Annotated in this window: 18 protein-coding genes; 16 read left to right on the top strand and 2 right to left on the bottom strand. The window is 61.4% G+C overall.

Annotation, left to right across the window (positions count from 1 at the left end; translation table 11 throughout):
• The first annotated feature begins 384 nt into the window (after positions 1-384).
• From mraZ to lpxC, 16 genes are all read left to right on the top strand, one after another.
• Positions 385-840 (top strand): division/cell wall cluster transcriptional repressor MraZ, encoded by a 456-nt coding sequence (mraZ, locus tag B0W55_RS05070; protein ID WP_007917012.1) that lies wholly within the window; start codon positions 385-387, stop codon positions 838-840.
• Positions 837-1,784 carry a 16S rRNA (cytosine(1402)-N(4))-methyltransferase RsmH gene (gene rsmH, locus B0W55_RS05065; RefSeq protein ID WP_077044928.1) on the top strand — a complete coding sequence of 316 codons (948 nt, stop codon included), beginning with the start codon at positions 837-839 and terminating at the stop codon, positions 1,782-1,784. Before mraZ ends, rsmH begins: the two co-directional genes overlap by 4 nt.
• Positions 1,781-2,074 (top strand): cell division protein FtsL, encoded by a 294-nt coding sequence (ftsL, locus tag B0W55_RS05060; protein WP_030129814.1) that lies wholly within the window; start codon positions 1,781-1,783, stop codon positions 2,072-2,074. Before rsmH ends, ftsL begins: the two co-directional genes overlap by 4 nt.
• Positions 2,074-3,813: a penicillin-binding protein 2 gene (locus B0W55_RS05055; RefSeq protein WP_175645471.1), complete on the top strand. Its 1,740-nt coding sequence runs from the start codon at positions 2,074-2,076 to the stop codon at positions 3,811-3,813. The genes ftsL and B0W55_RS05055 overlap by 1 nt, the downstream gene beginning before the upstream one ends.
• Positions 3,813-5,276, top strand: coding sequence for a UDP-N-acetylmuramoyl-L-alanyl-D-glutamate--2,6-diaminopimelate ligase (locus tag B0W55_RS05050; protein ID WP_077044926.1), 1,464 nt, complete (start codon positions 3,813-3,815; stop codon positions 5,274-5,276). Before B0W55_RS05055 ends, B0W55_RS05050 begins: the two co-directional genes overlap by 1 nt.
• Positions 5,269-6,636 carry a UDP-N-acetylmuramoyl-tripeptide--D-alanyl-D-alanine ligase gene (gene murF, locus B0W55_RS05045; protein WP_077044925.1) on the top strand — a complete coding sequence of 456 codons (1,368 nt, stop codon included), beginning with the start codon at positions 5,269-5,271 and terminating at the stop codon, positions 6,634-6,636. The genes B0W55_RS05050 and murF overlap by 8 nt, the downstream gene beginning before the upstream one ends.
• Positions 6,636-7,718, top strand: coding sequence for a phospho-N-acetylmuramoyl-pentapeptide-transferase (gene mraY / locus B0W55_RS05040; RefSeq protein ID WP_008016698.1), 1,083 nt, complete (start codon positions 6,636-6,638; stop codon positions 7,716-7,718). The genes murF and mraY overlap by 1 nt, the downstream gene beginning before the upstream one ends.
• Positions 7,719-7,724: 6 nt before the next feature.
• Positions 7,725-9,071 (top strand): UDP-N-acetylmuramoyl-L-alanine--D-glutamate ligase, encoded by a 1,347-nt coding sequence (gene murD, locus B0W55_RS05035; RefSeq protein ID WP_077044924.1) that lies wholly within the window; start codon positions 7,725-7,727, stop codon positions 9,069-9,071.
• Positions 9,068-10,285, top strand: coding sequence for a putative lipid II flippase FtsW (gene ftsW / locus B0W55_RS05030; RefSeq protein ID WP_077044923.1), 1,218 nt, complete (start codon positions 9,068-9,070; stop codon positions 10,283-10,285). The genes murD and ftsW overlap by 4 nt, the downstream gene beginning before the upstream one ends.
• Positions 10,275-11,345: an undecaprenyldiphospho-muramoylpentapeptide beta-N-acetylglucosaminyltransferase gene (gene murG, locus B0W55_RS05025; protein ID WP_077044922.1), complete on the top strand. Its 1,071-nt coding sequence runs from the start codon at positions 10,275-10,277 to the stop codon at positions 11,343-11,345. Before ftsW ends, murG begins: the two co-directional genes overlap by 11 nt.
• Positions 11,338-12,798 (top strand): UDP-N-acetylmuramate--L-alanine ligase, encoded by a 1,461-nt coding sequence (gene murC / locus B0W55_RS05020; protein WP_077044921.1) that lies wholly within the window; start codon positions 11,338-11,340, stop codon positions 12,796-12,798. The genes murG and murC overlap by 8 nt, the downstream gene beginning before the upstream one ends.
• Positions 12,795-13,775 carry a D-alanine--D-alanine ligase gene (locus B0W55_RS05015; protein WP_077044920.1) on the top strand — a complete coding sequence of 327 codons (981 nt, stop codon included), beginning with the start codon at positions 12,795-12,797 and terminating at the stop codon, positions 13,773-13,775. Before murC ends, B0W55_RS05015 begins: the two co-directional genes overlap by 4 nt.
• A gap of 4 nt (positions 13,776-13,779) precedes the next feature.
• Positions 13,780-14,646 carry a cell division protein FtsQ/DivIB gene (locus tag B0W55_RS05010; protein WP_077044919.1) on the top strand — a complete coding sequence of 289 codons (867 nt, stop codon included), beginning with the start codon at positions 13,780-13,782 and terminating at the stop codon, positions 14,644-14,646.
• Between the two features lie 15 nt (positions 14,647-14,661).
• Complete coding sequence (gene ftsA, locus B0W55_RS05005) at positions 14,662-15,921, top strand: cell division protein FtsA (protein ID WP_077044918.1); 1,260 nt, start codon at positions 14,662-14,664, stop codon at positions 15,919-15,921.
• Between the two features lie 73 nt (positions 15,922-15,994).
• Positions 15,995-17,188, top strand: coding sequence for a cell division protein FtsZ (gene ftsZ, locus B0W55_RS05000; RefSeq protein WP_053154973.1), 1,194 nt, complete (start codon positions 15,995-15,997; stop codon positions 17,186-17,188).
• Positions 17,189-17,300: 112 nt separating this feature from the next.
• A complete protein-coding gene (lpxC, locus tag B0W55_RS04995; protein ID WP_075945611.1) occupies positions 17,301-18,212 on the top strand; it encodes a UDP-3-O-acyl-N-acetylglucosamine deacetylase in 912 nt (303 codons plus the stop codon).
• Positions 18,213-18,261: 49 nt separating this feature from the next.
• Here lpxC and B0W55_RS04990 read toward each other — a convergent pair whose 3' ends face one another.
• The gene (locus B0W55_RS04990; RefSeq protein ID WP_077044917.1) at positions 18,262-19,761 is read right to left on the bottom strand and encodes a sensor domain-containing diguanylate cyclase; all 1,500 of its coding nucleotides are present in this window, start codon (positions 19,759-19,761) and stop codon (positions 18,262-18,264) included.
• A gap of 275 nt (positions 19,762-20,036) precedes the next feature.
• Positions 20,037-20,225 (bottom strand): hypothetical protein, encoded by a 189-nt coding sequence (locus tag B0W55_RS04985; RefSeq protein ID WP_077045003.1) that lies wholly within the window; start codon positions 20,223-20,225, stop codon positions 20,037-20,039.
• Positions 20,226-20,273 lie beyond the last annotated feature (48 nt).

Here is a 20,273-nt window from a genome sequence, read left to right as displayed (position 1 = left end):
TTTCATCATCGGTAGAGTGTATGTGTGATATCGATTAGCCTGCTCTGGCAGCGACCGCGTGACCCCCATGCAGTACTGATTTCCCTCCTTTCAGAATCGTTGGCATAAGCACTTTCGTAATACCGAAAAAATCTTACTCTTAATAAATTACTTTAACTTCCGAACGCAGCCTTCAGCGCTGCTTCAAGTTATTGGTCGTTTTTATCTGCCGAATTCTCGTGGCCCTTCCTCTTATGCTCCTAAATCTCAGTTCTGTAAGGGTTTTCCTTTAATCCGCGCCTTGACGGTGCGGTGGGCGCATTCCTATAGTGTGCACAAGTGGCGGAAAGTGGCATGAAGTGGGTTTTTTAAGCGTAAAACGCTAACATTTGGAGAAACGCTGACGTGTTTCGCGGAGCCAATGCTATCAGTCTCGATGCAAAGGGCCGTCTCGCCATGCCGAGCCGGTACCGTGACGAGCTCGATTCGCGTAGTTCCGGTCAGTTAATCGTCACAATTGATGCCGTTGATCCGTGTTTGTGTGTCTACCCCCTTGATGAGTGGGAAATTATTGAAACCAAACTGCGCGCACTGCCTTCGCTTCGCGAAGAGAACCGCCGCCTGCAACGTTTGCTGATTGGTAATGCCGTCGACCTCGAGCTCGATGGCAGTGGTCGTTTCCTGGTCCCGCCGCGTCTTCGTGAATATGCCAAGTTGGATAAGCGCGCGATGTTGGTAGGCCAATTGAACAAGTTCCAACTGTGGGACGAGGATGCCTGGAATGCGGTTTCTGCCGCGGACCTGGCTGCTATTCAACAACCGGGCGCCATGCCTGACGAACTGCGTGATTTGATCCTGTGACTATTGATAGCGGCTTTAACCACATCACCGTACTGCTTGACGAAGCCGTCGAGGCTCTCGCCGTACGTCCTGATGGCTGCTATCTGGACGGCACGTTCGGGCGTGGCGGGCATAGTCGGTTGATCCTCAGCCGGCTCGGTCCGGATGGTCGGCTGCTCGGATTCGACAAAGACCCTCAAGCGATTGCCACCGGGCAGACGCTAGCGGCCGAAGACGGCCGCTTTGTCGTTGTGCAGCGCAGCTTTGCCGAGCTCGGATCCGAAGTCGCCGAGCGCGGCCTGCAGGGCAAGGTCAGCGGCATTCTGCTGGACCTTGGCGTCTCTTCCCCGCAACTCGATGACCCTGAGCGCGGCTTCAGCTTCCTCAACGATGGCCCTCTGGACATGCGCATGGACCCGTCCCGCGGGATCAGCGCGGCCGAGTTCGTCAACACCGCCCCGGCTGAGGAAATTGCCCGGGTGTTCAAGGAATACGGCGAAGAACGTTTTTCCGGGCGCATGGCCCGTGCCGTGGTCGAGCGCCGTGACATCAAGCCGTTCGAGCGTACCGGCGATCTGGCCGAAGTGCTGAAAGTCGCCAATCCTGCCTGGGAAAAAGGCAAGAACCCCGCAACCCGTGCGTTCCAGGGCCTGCGTATCCATGTAAACAACGAACTGGGCGATCTGGAAGCCGGCCTCGAAGCCGCTCTGGAATGCCTGGAAGTGGGCGGTCGCCTGGTGGTGATCAGCTTCCACTCGCTGGAAGATCGCATCGTCAAACTGTTCATGCGCAAACTGGTGAAAGGCGAAGCCGACAACCTGCCGCGCAACCTGCCGGTTCGGCATGTCGCCTTTGAACCGAAAATCAAAGTCCATGGCAAAGCGCAGACGGCCTCCGACGCCGAACTCAAAGCCAACCCACGTTCCCGTAGCGCTGTCATGCGTGTGGCGGAGAAGTTGCGGTGAGCAAGCTTTTTGCCAAGCCATTGCCCGGCGGCAGCTTTTTCATGCTCCTGCTGTTCGTTGGCGTCCTCGTGTCTGCCATTGGCGTGTCCTACAGCGCGCACTGGAACCGTCAGTTGCTCAACTCGCTGTACAACGAGTTGAGCGTGCGCGACAAGGCCCAGGCCGAATGGGGCCGGTTGATCCTTGAGCAAAGCACCTGGACGGCTCACAGCCGCATCGAAGTGCTGGCTACTGAACAATTGAAGATGCGCATCCCCGGTGCCGCCGAAGTGCAGATGGTGGCGCCATGATGAAACTCGAAGGCGCACTGTTCCCTTGGCGTTTCCGCCTGGTGCTGGGGTTGCTCGGCGTCATGGTGGCGGCGATCTCCTGGCGGATCATCGACCTGCAAGTCGTCGATCGTGACTTCCTCAAGGGCCAGGGCGACGCGCGTAGCGTTCGTCATATTCCGATTCCGGCTCACCGTGGTCTGATCACCGACCGCAACGGCGAGCCTTTGGCTGTCAGCACCCCGGTTACCACGCTGTGGGCCAACGCCAAGGAAATGCAGCTGGCCAAAGAGAAGTGGCCAGCGCTGGCCGCCGCGTTGGGGCAAGATCCCAAAGCCCTGGCCGAGCGTCTGGAAGCACAAGCCAATAAAGAATTCATTTACCTGGTGCGCGGGCTGACCCCGGAGCAAGGCCAGTCCGTGCTCGACCTGAAAGTACCGGGCGTCTACGGCATTGAAGAATTCCGCCGGTTCTATCCGGCCGGTGAAGTCACTGCCCACATGGTCGGCTTCACCGATATCGACGACCATGGTCGCGAAGGTGTCGAGCTGGCCTATGACGAATGGCTGGCCGGCGTGCCCGGCAAGCGACAGGTCATCAAGGATCGGCGCGGTCGACTTATCAAAGATGTTCAGGTGACCAAAAACGCCAAGGCCGGCAAGCCCTTGGCGTTGTCCATTGACCTGCGCCTGCAGTACCTGGCCAACCGCGAATTGCGCAACGCGATCATCGAGAACGGCGCCAAGGCCGGCAGCCTGGTGATCATGGATGTGAAGACCGGCGAAATCCTCGCCATGGTCAACCAGCCGACCTACAACCCGAACAACCGCCGCAACCTGCAACCGGCGATGATGCGTAACCGCGCGATGATCGACGTGTTCGAACCGGGTTCGACCATGAAGGCGATCTCCATGAGCGCCGCCATCGAAACCGGGCGCTGGAAGCCGAGCGACACCGTCGAGGTGTATCCAGGCTCCCTGCAGATCGGCAAGTACACCATCAAGGACGTTTCCAAGACGGAAGGGCCGGTGCTCGACCTGACCGGCATTCTGATCAATTCCAGTAACGTCGGCATGAGTAAGGTCGCGTTCGATATCGGCGGCGAAACCATTTTCCGTCTGGCGCAGAAGGTCGGTCTTGGCCAGGACACCGGTCTCGGCTTCCCGGGCGAACGTGTCGGCAACCTGCCCAATTACCGGGAATGGCGCAAGGCAGAGACGGCCACGCTGTCCTACGGCTACGGTATTTCCGTAACCGCGATCCAGCTTGTTCACGCCTTCTCGGCGCTGGCCAACAATGGTCGCCTCGCACCGCTGACCCTGATCAAAACCGACAAGGCGCCGCAAATCACCCAGGTATTGCCGGAAGCTGTCGCCAAAACCATGCAAGGCATGCTGCAACAAGTGATCGAAGCCCCGCGCGGCGTGTTCCGTGCGCAGGTGCCGGCGTATCACGTGGGCGGCAAGTCCGGTACTGCACGTAAAACGTCGGTCGGCACCAAGGGCTATGCCGAAAACTCCTACCGTTCGCTGTTCGCCGGTTTCGGCCCGATGAGCGATCCGCGTTACGCCATCGTGGTGGTCATCGATGAGCCGACCAAGGCCGGTTACTTCGGTGGTCTGGTCTCGGCGCCGGTGTTCAGCCGCGTGATGTCCGGCACCCTGCGCCTGATGAACGTCACGCCGGACAACCTGCCACCGACCCAACAAGCCAACGCCACCCCGGTCGTACCGCTGAAAGCCAATGGAGGGCGCGGCTGATGTCACTAAGTCTGAACAAAATATTTCCCCACGCCGGCCACGATCTGTTGATCCGTGAACTGGCGCTGGACAGTCGCAACGTCCGCGCCGGCGACCTGTTCCTCGCCGTGCCCGGCGGCAAGTTCGACGGTCGCGCGCACATTGCCGATGCACTGCAGCGCGGTGCTGCCGCCGTGGCGTACGAAGTGGAAGGTGCCACCGTGCTGCCGATCACCGATGTGCCATTGATTCCGGTCAAGGGCCTGGCGGCGCAGTTGTCGGATATCGCCGGCCGCTTCTATGGCGAGCCAAGCCATCACCTGAACCTGGTCGGCGTGACCGGCACCAACGGCAAAACCAGCGTGACCCAACTGATCGCCCAGGCGCTGGATCTGCTCGGCCAGCATTGCGGCATCGTCGGCACCCTGGGGTCCGGTTTCTATGGCGCGCTGCAAAGCGGCCTGCACACCACGCCCAATCCTATCGCCGTGCAAGCGACCCTGGGCGACCTGAAAAAGGCCGGGGCCAAAGCCGTGGCCATGGAAGTCTCCTCCCACGGTCTGGATCAGGGCCGGGTGACCGCGCTGGCATTCGACGTGGCGGTGATGACCAACCTGTCCCGTGATCATCTGGATTACCACGGCACCATGCAGGCCTATGGCGAGGCCAAGGCCAAGCTGTTCGCCTGGAACGATCTGAAATGCCGGGTGGTTAACCTCGATGACGATTTCGGTCGGCAACTGGCCGCGGAAAAACGCGAGTCGCGGTTGATCACCTACAGCCTGCTCGACAGCAGCGCCTACCTGTATTGCCGCGAGGCGCAGTTCGATGACGAAGGCGTGCGCGCCACACTGGTCACGCCCCAGGGCGAGCACCATTTGCGCAGCACGTTGCTCGGTCGTTTCAACCTGAGCAACGTGCTGGCTGCGGTCGGCGCCTTGCTCGGCCTGGACTATGCCCTCGACGAAATTCTCAAGGTCCTGCCCAAGCTCGAAGGCCCGGCCGGTCGCATGCAGCGCCTCGGCGGCGGCAGCCAGCCACTGGTGGTGGTCGATTACGCCCACACGCCTGATGCCCTGGAAAAAGTCCTCACAGCACTGCGCCCCCACGTCAAAGGCCAACTGCTATGCCTGTTCGGCTGCGGCGGCGACCGCGATCGCGGCAAGCGCCCGCTGATGGCTGAAGTCGTTGAGCGCCTGGCTGATCGCGTTCTGGTCACCGACGACAATCCACGCACCGAAGACCCGGCCATTATTTTCGAAGACATCCGCGCCGGTTTCGCGGCTGTGGATAAAGTCACCTTTGTGGCGGGTCGCGGTCAGGCCATTGCCCAGTTGATCGCCGGTGCTTCGGCGGACGACGTGATCGTGCTCGCCGGTAAAGGCCACGAGGATTATCAGGAAATCAACGGCGAGCGCCATGCCTTCTCCGATCTGGTCGAGGCCGATCATGCCCTGACCGCGTGGGAGGTGGCCCATGCTTAAGGCATTGAAACTGAGTGAACTGACCAACGCCCTCACTGGCCGTTTGATCAGCACCGATGCCACTTTCGACGGCGTCAGCATCGACAGTCGTGCGATCAAGCCGGGGCAGTTGTTCATCGCCCTGGCCGGCCCGCGTTTCGATGGTCATGACTATCTCAATGAGGTGGCCGCCAAAGGTGCCGTCGCCGCATTGGTCGAGCGTGAAGTGGCCGACAGCACGTTGCCGCAATTGCTGGTCAGCGATACCCGTCAGGCGCTGGGGCATCTCGGCGCGCAGAACCGTGCCGCGTTTACTTCGCCAGTCGCTGCGGTGACCGGCTCCAGCGGCAAGACCACGGTCAAGGAAATGCTCGCAAGCATCCTTCGCACCCGTGGTCCGGTGCTGGCCACCCGTGGCAACCTGAACAACGACCTCGGTGTTCCGCTGACCCTGCTGGAACTGGCGCCGGAACATACCGCCGCGGTCATCGAACTGGGCGCTTCACGCCTCGGCGAAATCGCCTACACCGTGGGCATGACCAAGCCCCACGTGGCCATTCTCAACAATGCCGGGACCGCCCACGTTGGCGAGTTCGGCGGCCCGGAAAAAATCGTCGAGGCCAAGGGCGAAATTATTGAAGGTCTGGCGGCCGATGGCATCGCCGTGCTCAATCTGGACGACAAGGCTTTCGAGATCTGGAAGAAACGCGCTGCCGGCCGCAAGGTACTGACCTTCGCCCTGACCGACAGCCGCGCCGACTTCCATGCCAGCGACCTGACCACTGACGCCCGGGGTTGCCCGGCGTTCAACCTGCATACCCCTGAAGGTGTTGAGCGCGTTCAACTGAATCTGCTCGGCACCCACAACGTCGCCAACGCCATGGCCGCTGCGGCTGCCGCCCATGCGCTGGGCGTGTCGCTGTTCGGCATCGCCACGGGCCTGGGCGCGGTGCAACCGGTCAAGGGGCGCACTGTTGCGCAACTGGCCAGCAATGGCATGCGCGTGATCGATGACACCTACAACGCGAACCCCACCTCCATGTGCGCCGCCGTTGATATACTCGCCGGCTTTTCCGGCCGCACCGTCCTGGTGCTCGGGGATATCGGCGAGTTGGGCGATTGGGCAGAGCAGGGTCACCGTGACGTGGGCGAGTACGCCCGGGGCAAGGTGTCCGCGCTCTATGCCGTCGGGCCGATGATGCTCCATGCCGTCAACGCCTTCGGACCACAGGCCCTTCACTTCAGCACACAGGCTGAACTGATCAAGGCGCTGGGCGCCGAGCAAGACACAAACACCACCATTTTGATCAAGGGCTCGCGCAGCGCCGCGATGGAAAACATCGTTGCCGCTTTGTGCGGGTCCAGTCTGGAGAAACATTAATGCTGCTGCTGCTAGCGGAGTATCTGCAACAGTTCTACAAAGGCTTCGCGGTCTTCCAGTACCTGACCCTGCGCGGGATTCTCGGTGTGCTGACCGCGCTGGTCTTGTCGCTGTGCTATGGCCCGTGGATGATCCGCACCTTGCAGAACCGTCAGATCGGCCAGTCCGTTCGCAACGATGGCCCGCAATCGCATCTGTCCAAGTCGGGCACCCCGACCATGGGCGGCGCACTGATTCTGTCGTCGATCGGCGTCAGCACCCTGTTGTGGGCTGACCTGACCAACCGTTATGTCTGGGTTGTCTTGCTGGTCACCCTGTTGTTCGGCGCCATCGGCTGGGTCGATGACTACCGCAAGGTGATCGAGAAGAACTCCCGTGGCCTGCCGAGCCGCTGGAAGTATTTCTGGCAGTCGGTGTTCGGCCTGGGTGCGGCGATCTTCCTTTACATGACGGCCGCCACCCCGGTGGAAACCACCCTGATCCTGCCGATGCTCAAGGACTACAGCATTCCGCTGGGCGCCGGCTTCATCGTGCTGACCTACTTCGTGATCGTCGGTTCGAGCAACGCGGTCAACCTGACCGACGGCCTCGACGGCCTGGCGATCATGCCGACCGTGATGGTCGGCGGTGGCCTGGGGATCTTCTGCTACCTGTCGGGTAACGTGAAGTTCGCCGAATACCTGTTGATTCCTTACGTTCCCGGCGCGGGCGAACTGATCGTGTTCTGCGGCGCGCTGATCGGTGCCGGCCTGGGCTTCCTGTGGTTCAACACTTACCCGGCGCAAGTCTTCATGGGCGACGTCGGCGCACTGGCGCTGGGCGCTGCCCTGGGCACCATCGCGGTGATCGTCCGTCAGGAAATCGTCCTGTTCATCATGGGCGGCGTGTTCGTGATGGAAACCCTGTCAGTCGTCATTCAGGTTGCCTCCTTTAAGCTGACCGGTCGCCGCGTATTCCGCATGGCGCCGATTCACCACCACTTTGAACTCAAGGGCTGGCCCGAGCCGCGCGTGATTGTCCGTTTCTGGATCATCACCGTGATTCTCGTGCTGATCGGCCTTGCCACGCTGAAGCTGAGGTAGAAACCCGTGTCTCTGATCGCTTCTGACCACTTCCGCATCGTTGTCGGCCTCGGCAAGAGCGGCATGTCCCTGGTTCGCTTCCTGGCGAACCGGGGCGTGGCCTTTGCGGTGGCCGATACGCGGGAAAATCCACCGGAACTGGCCACGCTCAAACGTGACTATCCGCACGTGGAAGTGCGTTGTGGCGAGCTGGACGTCGAGTTCCTGTGCCGTGCCGACGAGCTCTACGTGAGCCCTGGCCTGGCGCTGGCGACCCCTGCCTTGCAGGCGGCAGCTGCCCGCGGCGTGAAACTGTCCGGTGATATCGAGCTGTTCGCGCGTAACGCGAAGGCGCCGATCGTGGCCATCAGCGGCTCGAACGCGAAAAGCACCGTGACCACCCTGGTCGGCGAGATGGCGGCGGCGGCGGGCAAGCGTGTCGCGGTCGGCGGCAACCTCGGCACTCCGGCGCTGGACCTGCTGAGCGACGATGTCGAGCTGTACGTGATGGAATTGTCGAGCTTCCAGCTGGAAACCACCGACCAGCTCAACGCCGAAGTGGCCACCGTGCTCAACATCAGCGAAGACCACATGGACCGCTACAGCGGCCTGCCGGCCTACCACCTGGCCAAGCACCGGATTTTCCGTGGTGCCAGGCAGTTCGTGGTCAACCGCCAGGATGCCCTGAGCCGTCCGTTGATGGGCGAGGGCCAGCCCTGCTGGACCTTCGGCCTGACCAAGCCGGACTTCAAGGCGTTCGGGCTGCGCGAAGAAAACGGCGAAAAATACCTGGCCTTCGAATTCCAGAACCTGATGCCGGTGCGCGAGCTGAAAGTGCGCGGTGCGCATAACCAGTCCAACGCCCTGGCGGCACTGGCCCTCGGTCATGCCGTGGGCCTGCCGTTCGACGCCATGCTCTCGGCCCTGCGCAATTTCGCTGGCCTGGAGCACCGTTGCCAGTGGGTCCGTGACCTGGATGGCGTGGGCTACTACAACGATTCCAAGGCCACCAATGTCGGTGCCGCACTGGCGGCCATCGAAGGCCTGGGTGCGGACATCGACGGCAAGATCGTGCTGATCGCCGGTGGCGACGGCAAGGGTGCGGAGTTCAAGGATCTGCGCGATCCGGTCGCAGCCAACTGCCGCGCCGTGATCCTGATGGGCCGTGATTCCGACAAGATCGGCGCCGCCATCGGCGATGCCGTGCCGCAGATTCGTGCAGCTTCCCTGGTTGAGGCCGTGGCGCAATGCCGCGCCGCAGCCCGGCCGGGTGACGTGGTGCTGCTGTCGCCGGCCTGCGCCAGCTTCGACATGTTCAAGAACTATGAAGACCGTGGTCACCAGTTCGTCCAAGCCGTGGAGGATCTGGCATGAGTCTCAGAGGCATCATCAAGCCGTATCCATCGCCGCTGATCACCGGGCGCGGTATCGACCTCGACTTCCCGATGCTCGCCGGTTGCCTGGCACTGCTTGGCCTGGGGCTGATCATGATTGCCTCGGCATCCACCGAAGTGGGCGCGGTGCAATCGGGCAGCGCCCTGTACTACATGATTCGCCACCTTATCTACGTGGTGCTGGGCCTGGGCGCCTGCGTCGTCACGATGATGATTCCGATCGCCACCTGGCAACGCCTGGGCTGGCTGATGCTGCTCGGCGCCTTCGGCTTGCTGGTGATGGTGATCGTGCCGGGCATCGGTCGTGAAGTGAACGGCTCGATGCGCTGGATCGGTTTCAGTTTCTTCAACGTGCAGCCGTCCGAGATCGCCAAGGTGTTCGTGGTGATCTACCTCGCCGGCTATCTGGTGCGCCGCCAGAAGGAAGTGCGTGAAAGCTGGATGGGCTTCTTCAAACCGTTCATCGTGCTGTTGCCGATGGCGGGCCTGCTGCTGATGGAGCCGGACTTCGGTGCCACGGTCGTGATGATGGGCGCCGCCGCCGCGATGCTGTTCCTTGGCGGCGTGGGGCTGTTCCGTTTTTCCCTGATGGTGGTGCTGGCCGTCGGGGCGGTGGTGTTGCTGATTCAAATGCAGCCCTATCGAATGGCGCGTCTGACCAACTTTGCCGACCCTTGGGCCGACCAGTTCGGTGCCGGTTACCAGTTGTCCCAGGCATTGATCGCGTTCGGTCGCGGCGAATGGCTGGGCGTTGGTCTGGGCAACAGCGTACAGAAACAGTTCTACCTGCCCGAAGCCCACACCGACTTCGTGTTCTCGGTATTGGCCGAAGAATTGGGCGCAGTGGGTTCGCTGTGCACGGTCGCACTGTTCGTGTTCGTGTGTATTCGCGGCATGTACATCGGCCTGTGGGCCGAGAAGGCCAAGCAGTTTTTTGCAGCCTATGTCGCCTATGGCCTGTCGTTCCTGTGGATTGGTCAGTTCCTGATCAACATCGGTGTGAACGTCGGCCTGCTGCCGACCAAGGGCCTGACCCTGCCGTTCCTCAGTTATGGCGGCAGTTCGCTGGTGATCTGCTGTGCCTGTCTCGGGTTGTTGCTGCGCATCGAGTGGGAGAGTCGAACCCACCTGGGCAGCGAAGAGATGGAGTTCCATGAGAGCGACTTCGCCGAGGAGCCGAACCATGGGCGCTAACGTATTGATCATGGCCGGCGGCACCGGTGGCCACGTGTTCCCGGCGCTGGCCTGTGCCCGCGAGTTCCAGGCCCGTGGTTACACCGTGCACTGGCTCGGCACGCCGCGTGGCATCGAGAACGAACTGGTGCCTGCGGCGGGCATCGAACTGCACCGGATCAATGCCAGCGGTCTGCGGGGCAAGGGCAAGTTGTCCCTGCTCAAGGCGCCGTTCATGTTGCTCAAGTCGGTCTGGCAGGCACGGGCGATCATTCGCCAGCTGCGGCCGGTCTGCGTGGTCGGATTCGGTGGTTATGTGACCGGTCCCGGCGGTGTTGCCGCCAAACTGGCCGGTGTGCCGGTGATCGTTCATGAGCAGAACGCCGTGGCGGGTACCGCCAATCGGTTGCTGGTGCCGTTGGCCGCCCGAGTCTGTGAAGCGTTCCCCGACACCTTTACCCTGTCGAGCAGCCGACGCACCACCGGTAACCCGGTGCGCACCGAGCTGTTCCTCGAAACACAGCGACCCGCCCTGTGCGGTCGCAAGGCGCGTTTGCTGATCCTGGGCGGAAGCCTGGGCGCAGAGCCGTTGAACAAGTTGCTGCCTGAAGCCTTGTCGCAAGTCGCCGTCGACTTGCGCCCGGACGTGTTCCATCAGGCCGGCAAAAACCACGATGAAGTGACCGCAGAGCGCTATCGCGCGGCTGGCGTCGAGGCGCAAGTGCAGCCTTTCATCAAAGACATGGCCCAAGCCTATGGCTGGGCCGACCTGGTGGTGTGCCGCGCAGGTGCGCTGACCATCAGTGAACTGGCTGCCGCCGGTCTGCCCTCGATGCTGGTGCCCTTGCCCCACGCGATCGACGATCACCAGACCCGCAACGCCGATTATTTGGCCCGTGAAGGCGCTGCCTTCCTGATGCCGCAAAGAACGACTGGCGCAGCGGATCTTGCCGCTCGCCTGACAGAGGTCCTGATGCAACCGCAACGATTGAACGAAATGGCCACTGCCGCCCGCCGCCTGGCCAAACCCGATGCCACCCGTAACGTCGTTGATACCTGCCTGGAGGTGGCCCATGGTTGAGAATCAGAAAGCCATGCCTCAACCGGAAATGCGCCGCATCCGCCGCATCCACTTCGTCGGCATCGGCGGTGTGGGCATGTGCGGGATTGCCGAAGTGTTGTTGAACCTGGGCTATCAAGTCTCCGGGTCCGACCTCAAGGCTTCGCCGGTCACCGAGCGCCTGGAATCCTTCGGTGCGCAGATTTTCATCGGCCACCGCGCCGAGAACGCTGCCGCCGCCGACGTGCTGGTGGTCTCGAGCGCCGTGAACACCTCCAACCCGGAAGTCGCCACTGCGCTGGAACGCCGTATTCCTGTGGTGCCACGTGCCGAAATGCTGGCCGAGCTGATGCGCTATCGCCACGGCATCGCCGTCGCCGGTACCCACGGCAAAACCACCACCACCAGCCTGATCGCCTCGGTGTTCGCCGCCGGTGGCCTAGACCCGACCTTCGTGATCGGTGGCCGCCTGAATGCCGCGGGCACCAATGCCCAGCTCGGCACCAGCCGCTACCTGATCGCCGAGGCCGACGAAAGCGATGCCAGCTTCCTGCACCTGCAGCCGCTGGTGGCCGTGGTCACCAACATCGATGCCGACCACATGGCAACCTACGACGGTGACTTCAACAAACTGAAGAAAACCTTCGTCGAATTCCTGCATAACCTGCCGTTCTATGGTTTGGCCGTGGTGTGCCTGGACGATCCGGTGGTGCGGGAAATCCTGCCGCTGGTCAAGCGTCCGGCCGTGACCTACGGCTTCGGCGATGACTGTGATGTGCGCGCAATCAATGTACGCCAGCAGGGCATGCAGACCTTCTTTACTGTGCTGCGTCCTGATCGTGAGCCGCTGGACGTCTCGGTGAACATGCCGGGCAACCACAACGTGCTCAACGCGTTGGCGACCATTTGCATTGCCACTGACGAAGGTGTCAGCGATGAAGCCATCGTCCAGGGCCTGTCCGGGTTCCAGGGTGTTGGCCGACGCTTCCAGGTTTATGGCGAACTGCCGGTCGAGGGCGGCAATGTGATGCTGGTCGACGACTATGGCCACCACCCGACCGAGGTCGCGGCGGTGATCAAGGCCGTACGCGGTGGCTGGCCGGAGCGTCGTCTGGTGATGGTCTACCAGCCGCACCGTTACAGCCGTACCCGCGACCTGTACGACGATTTCGTCAATGTACTGGCCGATGCCAACGTCCTGCTGCTGATGGAAGTGTATCCCGCGGGCGAAGAGCCGATCCCGGGCGCTGACAGCCGCAAGTTGTGCAACAGCATCCGTCAGCGCGGCCAACTCGATCCGATCTACATCGAGCGCGGTGTCGACCTGGCACCGATCGTCAAGCCACTGCTGCGTGCCGGCGACATCCTGCTGTGTCAGGGCGCCGGTGATGTGGGCGGTCTGGCCCCTAGCCTGTTGAAGAGTCCGTTGTTCACCGGTGCCGTGGCGGCCTCGGCAGAGGGAAAGTTGAAATGACTGCTGCCTACGCCAACCTCGTCTCCACTGTCGCGCCGAAAGACTTCGGCCGCGTTGCCGTGCTGTTCGGCGGCAAGAGTGCCGAGCGCGAAGTGTCCCTGAAGTCGGGCAACGCCGTCCTCGATGCGCTGCAAAGCGCGGGCGTGGATGCGTTCGGTCTCGACGTGGGTGATGACCTTCTGCAGCGTCTGCTGAACGAAAAAATAGACCGCGCCTTCATCATCCTCCACGGTCGTGGCGGTGAAGACGGCAGCATGCAGGGCCTGCTCGAATGCCTGGGCATTCCCTACACCGGCAGCGGCATCCTTGCTTCCGCCCTGGCCATGGACAAGCTGCGCACCAAGCAGGTCTGGCACAGCCTGGGCATTCCGACGCCGCGTCATGCCGTGCTGAGCAGCGAGGCCGATTGTATTTGCGCTGCTGCGGAACTGGGCTTTCCTTTGATCGTCAAACCGGCCCATGAAGGTTCAAGTATCGGTATGGCCAAAGTGAGCTCCGCGTCCGAATTGATCGACGCCTGGAAAGCGGCCAGTACCTACGATTCGCAAGTGTTGGTCGAGCAATGGATTCAAGGTCCGGAGTTCACCATCGCCACCCTGCGTGACCAGGTGTTGCCTCCGATTGCCCTGGGCACGACGCACAGTTTCTACGACTACGACGCCAAGTACGTGGCCAACGATACCCAGTACCGCATTCCGTGCGGGTTGGACAGCGCCAAGGAAAAGGAACTCATGGACCTCACGGCGAAAGCCTGTGAGGCGCTGGGTATCGCCGGTTGGGGCAGGGCGGACGTGATGCAGGACGCCGACGGGCAGTTCTGGTTCCTGGAGGTCAATACGGCACCGGGCATGACCGATCACAGCCTGGTCCCGATGGCGGCCCGTGCTGCCGGTCTGGATTTCCAACAACTGGTTCTGGCCATTCTGGCTGAAAGCGTTGCCCGCAACGCCAACGGCCTGCAAGAGCCGCGAGGTTAAGACCATGCAAGGCGCACAGTTGAGACATCAGCCCCCCGCACCCGGCCGCAAGCCGGTGCCGCGCGGTGCCAGCCGAATGGTGGCCAAAGAGCCGATGTCTGCGCGCCTGCCCAAAGCCAATTTTGGCTTCCTCAAAAGCCTGTTCTGGCCGGTGCTGCTGGTGGCATTGGGGTTCGGTACCTATGAAGGCGCGCAGCGTTTGCTGCCCTACGCCGACCGGCCGATCACCAGGATCAACGTGCAGGGCGACTTGAGTTACATCAGCCAGCAGGCGGTGCAGCAGCGAATCGCCCCGTATGTGGCGTCGAGCTTCTTCACCATCGACCTGGCAAGCATGCGCACAGAGCTGGAACAGATGCCATGGATCGCCCACGCCGAAGTGCGTCGGGTATGGCCCGACCAGGTGGTGATCCGCCTGGAAGAGCAACTCCCGGTGGCGCGCTGGGGCGACGAATCGCTGTTGAACAATCAGGGGCAGGCGTTTACCCCGCGTGAACTGGCGAACTATGAACACTTGCCGCAGCTTTTTGGTCCACAGCGGGCCCCGCAGCAGGTGATGCAGCAATACCAGGTGCTGAGCCAGATGCTCAGGCCACTGGGCTTCTCCATCGCACGTTTGGAGTTGCGTGAACGCGGCAGTTGGTTTTTGACCACCGGCCCCGGCAGCGCAGGCCCCGGTATCGAGCTGCTGCTTGGACGCGGCAACCTGGTGGAAAAGATGCGCCGTTTCATCGCCATCTACGACAAGACGCTCAAAGAACAGATTACGAACATCGCGCGCATCGATCTGCGCTACGCCAACGGCCTCGCCGTTGGCTGGCGGGAACCTGTAGCGCCCACGACAGCCCAACCCGCTGTCGCGAAGAATTAAGAAGAGGCAGGACCCATGGCAAACGTGCAAAGCGGCAAAATGATCGTCGGTCTCGATATCGGCACCTCCAAGGTGGTGGCGCTGGTGGGCGAGGTCGGGGACGACGGCCTGCTCAATATCGTCGGGATCGGTACGCATCCGTCCCGTGGCCTGAAAAAAGGCGTGGTGGTGAACATCGAGTCCACCGTGCAGTCGATTCAGCGCGCCATCGAAGAGGCGCAGCTCATGGCCGGTTGCCGTATCCACTCGGCGTTCGTCGGCGTGGCCGGCAATCACATTCGCAGCCTGAACTCCCACGGCATCGTGGCGATCCGTGATCGCGAAGTCAGCGCCGCCGACCTCGAGCGCGTGCTGGACGCCGCCCAGGCCGTGGCAATCCCGGCGGACCAGCGTGTGCTGCACACCCTGCCGCAGGATTACGTCATCGATAACCAGGAAGGCGTCCGCGAGCCCCTGGGCATGTCCGGCGTACGCCTGGAAGCCAAGGTTCACGTGGTCACCTGCGCCGTCAACGCTGCACAGAACATTGAAAAATGCGTGCGTCGCTGCGGCCTGGAAATCGACGACATCATTCTGGAGCAACTGGCGTCGGCGTATTCGGTACTGACCGACGACGAGAAAGAGCTGGGCGTGTGCCTGGTGGACATCGGTGGCGGCACCACCGACATCGCGATCTTCACCGAAGGCGCGATCCGTCACACCGCGGTGATCCCGATTGCCGGCGATCAGGTGACCAACGACATCGCCATGGCGTTGCGCACCCCGACCCAGTACGCCGAAGAAATCAAGATTCGCTACGCCTGCGCCCTGGCCAAGCTGGCCGGTGCCGGTGAAACCATCAAGGTGCCGAGCGTTGGCGACCGTCCACCGCGCGAACTGTCTCGCCAGGCCCTGGCCGAAGTGGTCGAGCCGCGTTACGACGAGCTGTTCACACTGATCCAGGCCGAGCTGCGCCGCAGTGGCTACGAAGACCTGATCCCGGCCGGCATCGTGCTGACCGGTGGTACCGCGAAGATGGAAGGCGCCACCGAACTGGCCGAGGAAATCTTCCACATGCCGGTGCGCCTGGGCGTGCCCCATGGCGTGAAGGGGCTGGATGACGTGGTGCGCAACCCGATCTATTCCACCGGCGTTGGCCTGTTGATGTACGGCCTGCAGAAGCAATCGGACGGCATTTCGTTCTCGGGCATCGGCAGCCGCGACAGCTACAGCAACGAAGAGGCACAGCCTCCATTGCTGGACCGACTGAAGAAGTGGGTTCAGGGCAATTTCTGAAGATTTACCGCAACACCGTTGTAGATCCACGCAGTAGGCGAAAAAAAACTAGAGAACGTAAAGGAGAGGGAAAATGTTCGAACTCGTAGACAACATCCCCGCAAGCCCGGTCATTAAAGTCATCGGTGTTGGCGGTGGCGGCGGTAACGCCGTAAATCACATGGTCAAGAGCAACATTGAAGGCGTTGAGTTCATCTGCGCCAACACTGATGCCCAGGCGCTGAAAAGCATCAGCGCGCGGACCATCCTGCAACTGGGTACCGGCGTGACCAAGGGTCTGGGCGCCGGCGCCAACCCTGAAGTAGGTCGTCAGGCCGCTCTCGAAGACCGTGAGCGCATTGCCGAAGTCCTGCAGGGCACCAACATGGTGTTCATCACCACTGGCATGGGCGGCGGTACCGGTACCGGTGCTGCGCCGATCATTGCCGAAGTGGCCAAGGAAATGGGGATCCTCACCGTTGCGGTGGTGACCCGTCCGTTCCCGTTCGAAGGTCGCAAGCGCATGCAGCTGGCCGACGAAGGCATCCGCCTGCTGTCGGAAAGCGTCGACTCGTTGATCACCATCCCCAACGAGAAGCTGCTGACCATCCTCGGTAAAGACGCAAGCCTCTTGTCGGCTTTCGCCAAGGCTGACGATGTACTGGCCGGTGCCGTTCGCGGTATCTCCGACATCATCAAGCGTCCGGGCATGATCAACGTCGACTTTGCCGACGTGCGTACCGTGATGAGCGAAATGGGCATGGCGATGATGGGCACTGGCTGCGCCAGCGGTCCGAACCGTGCACGCGAAGCCACCGAGGCGGCCATTCGCAACCCGCTGCTCGAAGACGTGAACCTGCAAGGCGCACGCGGCATTCTGGTGAACATCACCGCCGGTCCTGACCTGTCCCTGGGTGAGTACTCCGACGTGGGTAGCATCATCGAAGCCTTCGCTTCCGAGCACGCCATGGTCAAGGTCGGTACCGTTATCGATCCGGACATGCGCGACGAGCTGCACGTGACCGTCGTGGCTACCGGTCTGGGCGCTAAAATCGAGAAGCCTGTGAAGGTCATCGACAACACCGTTCACACCTCGATGGCTTCGCAGCCACAACAACAGGCCCCTGTTCGTCAGGAAGCCCCGGCAGTGAACTACCGTGATCTGGACCGTCCGACCGTCATGCGCAACCAGGCTCAGGCCGGTGCTGCGGCTGCCGCGAAGATGAATCCGCAAGATGACCTGGACTACCTGGACATCCCGGCTTTCCTGCGTCGTCAGGCCGATTGATGAAATGTATCAGGGCTATGAAGGTGATTGGTGTTCAGCAAAGGCGTGGTCTGCTATCATCGCCAGCCTTTGTTGATACCAGTTCGCAATTTGCGCTGAAGCGGCCCAAGCCATGATTAAACAACGCACACTGAAAAATATTATCCGTGCCACAGGTGTTGGCCTGCACTCCGGGGAGAAGGTTTACCTGACCCTCAAGCCTGCACCTGTCGACACCGGCATCGTGTTTGTTCGTGCCGATCTGGACCCTGTGGTGCAGATTCCTGCTCGCGCGGAAAACGTTGGTGAAACCACGATGTCGACCACGTTGGTCAACGGTGACACCAAAGTGGATACGGTGGAGCACTTGCTCTCGGCCATGGCTGGCCTGGGCATCGATAACGCCTACGTCGAGCTCTCCGCGTCCGAAGTACCGATCATGGATGGCAGCGCTGGACCCTTCGTATTTCTGATTCAGTCGGCTGGCCTGGAAGAACAGGACGCCGCCAAGAAGTTCATCCGTATCCTGCGGGAAGTGACAGTGGAAGACGGCGACAAGCGCGCCACTTTCGTCCCTTTCGAAGGTTTCAAGGTGAGCTTCGAGATCGATTTCGATCACCCGGTTTTCCGTGACCGCACCCAAAGTGCAAGCGTGGATTTTTCCAGCACTTCGTTCGTAAAAGAAGTCAGCCGCGCCCGTACCTTTGGTTTCATGAGTGACATCGAGTACCTGCGCAAGCACAACCTCGCACTCGGCGGCAGTGTTGAAAACGCGATCGTGGTCGACGCCGATGGTGTACTGAACGAAGACGGCCTTCGCTACGAAGACGAATTCGTGAAGCACAAGATCCTCGATGCAATTGGTGACCTCTACCTGCTGGGCAATAGCCTGATTGGTGAGTTCAAGGGCTTCAAGTCCGGCCACGCACTGAACAACCAGCTGCTGCGCAAGTTGATTGAGCAGACAGATGCCTGGGAAGTCGTGACGTTCGAAGACGCCAGCACCGCACCAATCTCTTACATGCGCCCTGTCGCGGCCGTGTAAGCAAAAAACCTCTCTAGTTTTTTAAAGGCTGCCTTCGGGTGGCCTTTTTTTATGCGCTGACCACCCGATTGCGCCCCCCTTCCTTGGCCTGATACAGCGCCTTGTCCGCCGCAAACAGCAACTGCTCCAGGCTGATGTCCGTGGCGGTGGTCCAGGTGCTGATGCCGATGCTGACCGTCATCGGCTGCTCCCCACCTGCCTCCAGCGGCAACTGTTCCACCTGTTCACGAATGCGTTCGGCGATCTGCCGGGCGCCGTCGTTGTCGGTTTCGGCCAGGATCACCGAAAACTCTTCACCGCCGTAGCGGGCCACCAGGTCCGTCGGGCGATGGACGTTGGTGCCAATCACCTCAGCCAGGGCACGTAGCGCTTCGTCGCCGGCCGGGTGGCCGTGACGATCGTTGAACGCCTTGAAGTGATCGGCGTCGATCATCAGCACCGACAGGGGCTGACCGGAGCGCTGTGCGCGGAACCACTCGTGGCGCAGGGTCTGGTCAAGCGTCCGACGATTGGCAACGCCAGTCAGGGCGTCGGTGGCGGCCAGTTGCTCCAGTTCTTTTTCGGCGCTGTTGCGCAGGCGCAGTTCACGGCAAAGCAACCAGGTCAGCCATAGCAAGGCCAGGCACAGCACACCGGTCGCGCCGCTGATGACCAGGGCTGTGCGCCTCCAGGCGGCGAACACCTCGTCGCTTGAGAGGGCGACGACCACCGTCAGCGGCAAGTTGCCCACCCGGCTGAAGGTGTACAGGCGTTGCTGGCGGTCAACGCTCGACACGCTGTCGAAACTGCCGCTGCCTTCGCGCAACATGCGTACGACGTTGGGCCGGCCAGCGAAGCTCTTGCCGATCGAGTTGCCCTCCAGAAACGGCTTCTGCGCCAACAGAACACCGTCATCGTTGATGATTGCCAGGGTGCTGTCGGTGCCGATGTCCAGGCTGTTGAACAACTGGTCGAAATACGCCAGACGCATCGACGCCACTGCCACCCCCAGAAACTCGCCGCTGGCCGAGGAAACCCGTCGGCTGAAGCTGATTTGCCATTCGTTGCTGTCATCACAATCGCAGCGCGCCTTGAACGGGCGGCTGATGAACATCCCCATGTCACGGTTGAAGGCATGGGCCAGAAAGTATTCCCGATCGGCGAAGTTGCCCGGTTTGGGGTCGATCAGCGAGGAGTCGGCGAGCACATCGCCCTGTTTGTCGAGCAACAGGACGTCGCTCTTGTAGCGTGCCGTGGTCGAACGGTCGAACAGCACCAGATGACGGATCTGCGCCGACACCTGCTTGAGGTCGTCGCGCTGCGCGGCGGCAATCAGGCCTTGCAGTGTCATGTCGTAGAGCTCCACCGTGCGCAGCACATCGGCATCGATCAGTTGCGCGATGGTCGTTGCGCTGCGTGTGGCCGCCTGCTGGGCGTTGGCGTGTTCTCGAATCAGCAGGAAAGTGACGATGCAAATAATCGCGATGACCGTCAGGCTGCTGCCGAGGATCACCAGGATTTCGGGCCGTGCGGCGCTGCCTGAACGTTTGGGGGTACGGCGTACGGTCATGGGCTGACGTCTGCTTGGATGACTGAGTAAGCGTAGTCCCTACTGTAGGAGCGAGCATGCTCGCGATGGACGTCAACGATAACGCGTGAATCCTGAAAGAATGAGGTCTCCCTGGTTTCTTCGCGAGCATGCTCGCTCCTACAGGGGGAGGCATCGTTACTGAGACTGTAATTAATGACGAAAAAAAAGCCGCTGAGGCAGCGGCTTTGGAAGACAACTTTTCAAGGGGAAGAGCCGATGAAAAGTGTCGGGGAAACAGGAGCGATGCGCGTACGTCAGCTGTCTTTCTGTTCTTGAGCGGCAGGCTGAGCCTTGGCCGTCATTTCGGTCTGGTGCTCTTCGTAAGCGGCGGCGCGGCTCGCGTTTTGTGCAACAAACGCGTGCGACTCTTCAGCCATGGCGAACGGAGACACGAACAAGGCGGACAGAACGAAAGCGCTGGCAATACCCATACTGTTGGACATCTTTAAAACCTTCTTGCTTGGCAAGTGCTGTTTGGTGCGGGCAAAGAT

It is taken from the genome of Pseudomonas sp. KK4 (genome assembly GCF_001984065.1).
Classification (GTDB): domain Bacteria; phylum Pseudomonadota; class Gammaproteobacteria; order Pseudomonadales; family Pseudomonadaceae; genus Aquipseudomonas.
Note: the sequence above shows the minus strand (reverse complement) of the source record. Positions and strands in the feature narration are given on the sequence as shown.

Bases quoted from the DNA above. Each gene is read 5' to 3' on its own strand.
- B0W55_RS04990 (WP_077044917.1), bottom strand. From the start codon at position 19,761: ATGACCGTACGCCGTACCCCCAAACGTTCAGGCAGCGCCGCACGGCCC.
- B0W55_RS04985 (WP_077045003.1), bottom strand. From the start codon at position 20,225: ATGTCCAACAGTATGGGTATTGCCAGCGCTTTCGTTCTGTCCGCCTTG.
- B0W55_RS05010 (WP_077044919.1), top strand. From the start codon at position 13,780: ATGCAAGGCGCACAGTTGAGACATCAGCCCCCCGCACCCGGCCGCAAG.
- B0W55_RS05055 (WP_175645471.1), top strand. From the start codon at position 2,074: ATGAAACTCGAAGGCGCACTGTTCCCTTGGCGTTTCCGCCTGGTGCTG.
- B0W55_RS05050 (WP_077044926.1), top strand. From the start codon at position 3,813: ATGTCACTAAGTCTGAACAAAATATTTCCCCACGCCGGCCACGATCTG.
- ftsW (WP_077044923.1), top strand. From the start codon at position 9,068: ATGAGTCTCAGAGGCATCATCAAGCCGTATCCATCGCCGCTGATCACC.
- murG (WP_077044922.1), top strand. From the start codon at position 10,275: ATGGGCGCTAACGTATTGATCATGGCCGGCGGCACCGGTGGCCACGTG.
- B0W55_RS05015 (WP_077044920.1), top strand. From the start codon at position 12,795: ATGACTGCTGCCTACGCCAACCTCGTCTCCACTGTCGCGCCGAAAGAC.
- lpxC (WP_075945611.1), top strand. From the start codon at position 17,301: ATGATTAAACAACGCACACTGAAAAATATTATCCGTGCCACAGGTGTT.
- murF (WP_077044925.1), top strand. From the start codon at position 5,269: ATGCTTAAGGCATTGAAACTGAGTGAACTGACCAACGCCCTCACTGGC.
- mraY (WP_008016698.1), top strand. From the start codon at position 6,636: ATGCTGCTGCTGCTAGCGGAGTATCTGCAACAGTTCTACAAAGGCTTC.
- murC (WP_077044921.1), top strand. From the start codon at position 11,338: ATGGTTGAGAATCAGAAAGCCATGCCTCAACCGGAAATGCGCCGCATC.
- ftsA (WP_077044918.1), top strand. From the start codon at position 14,662: ATGGCAAACGTGCAAAGCGGCAAAATGATCGTCGGTCTCGATATCGGC.
- ftsZ (WP_053154973.1), top strand. From the start codon at position 15,995: ATGTTCGAACTCGTAGACAACATCCCCGCAAGCCCGGTCATTAAAGTC.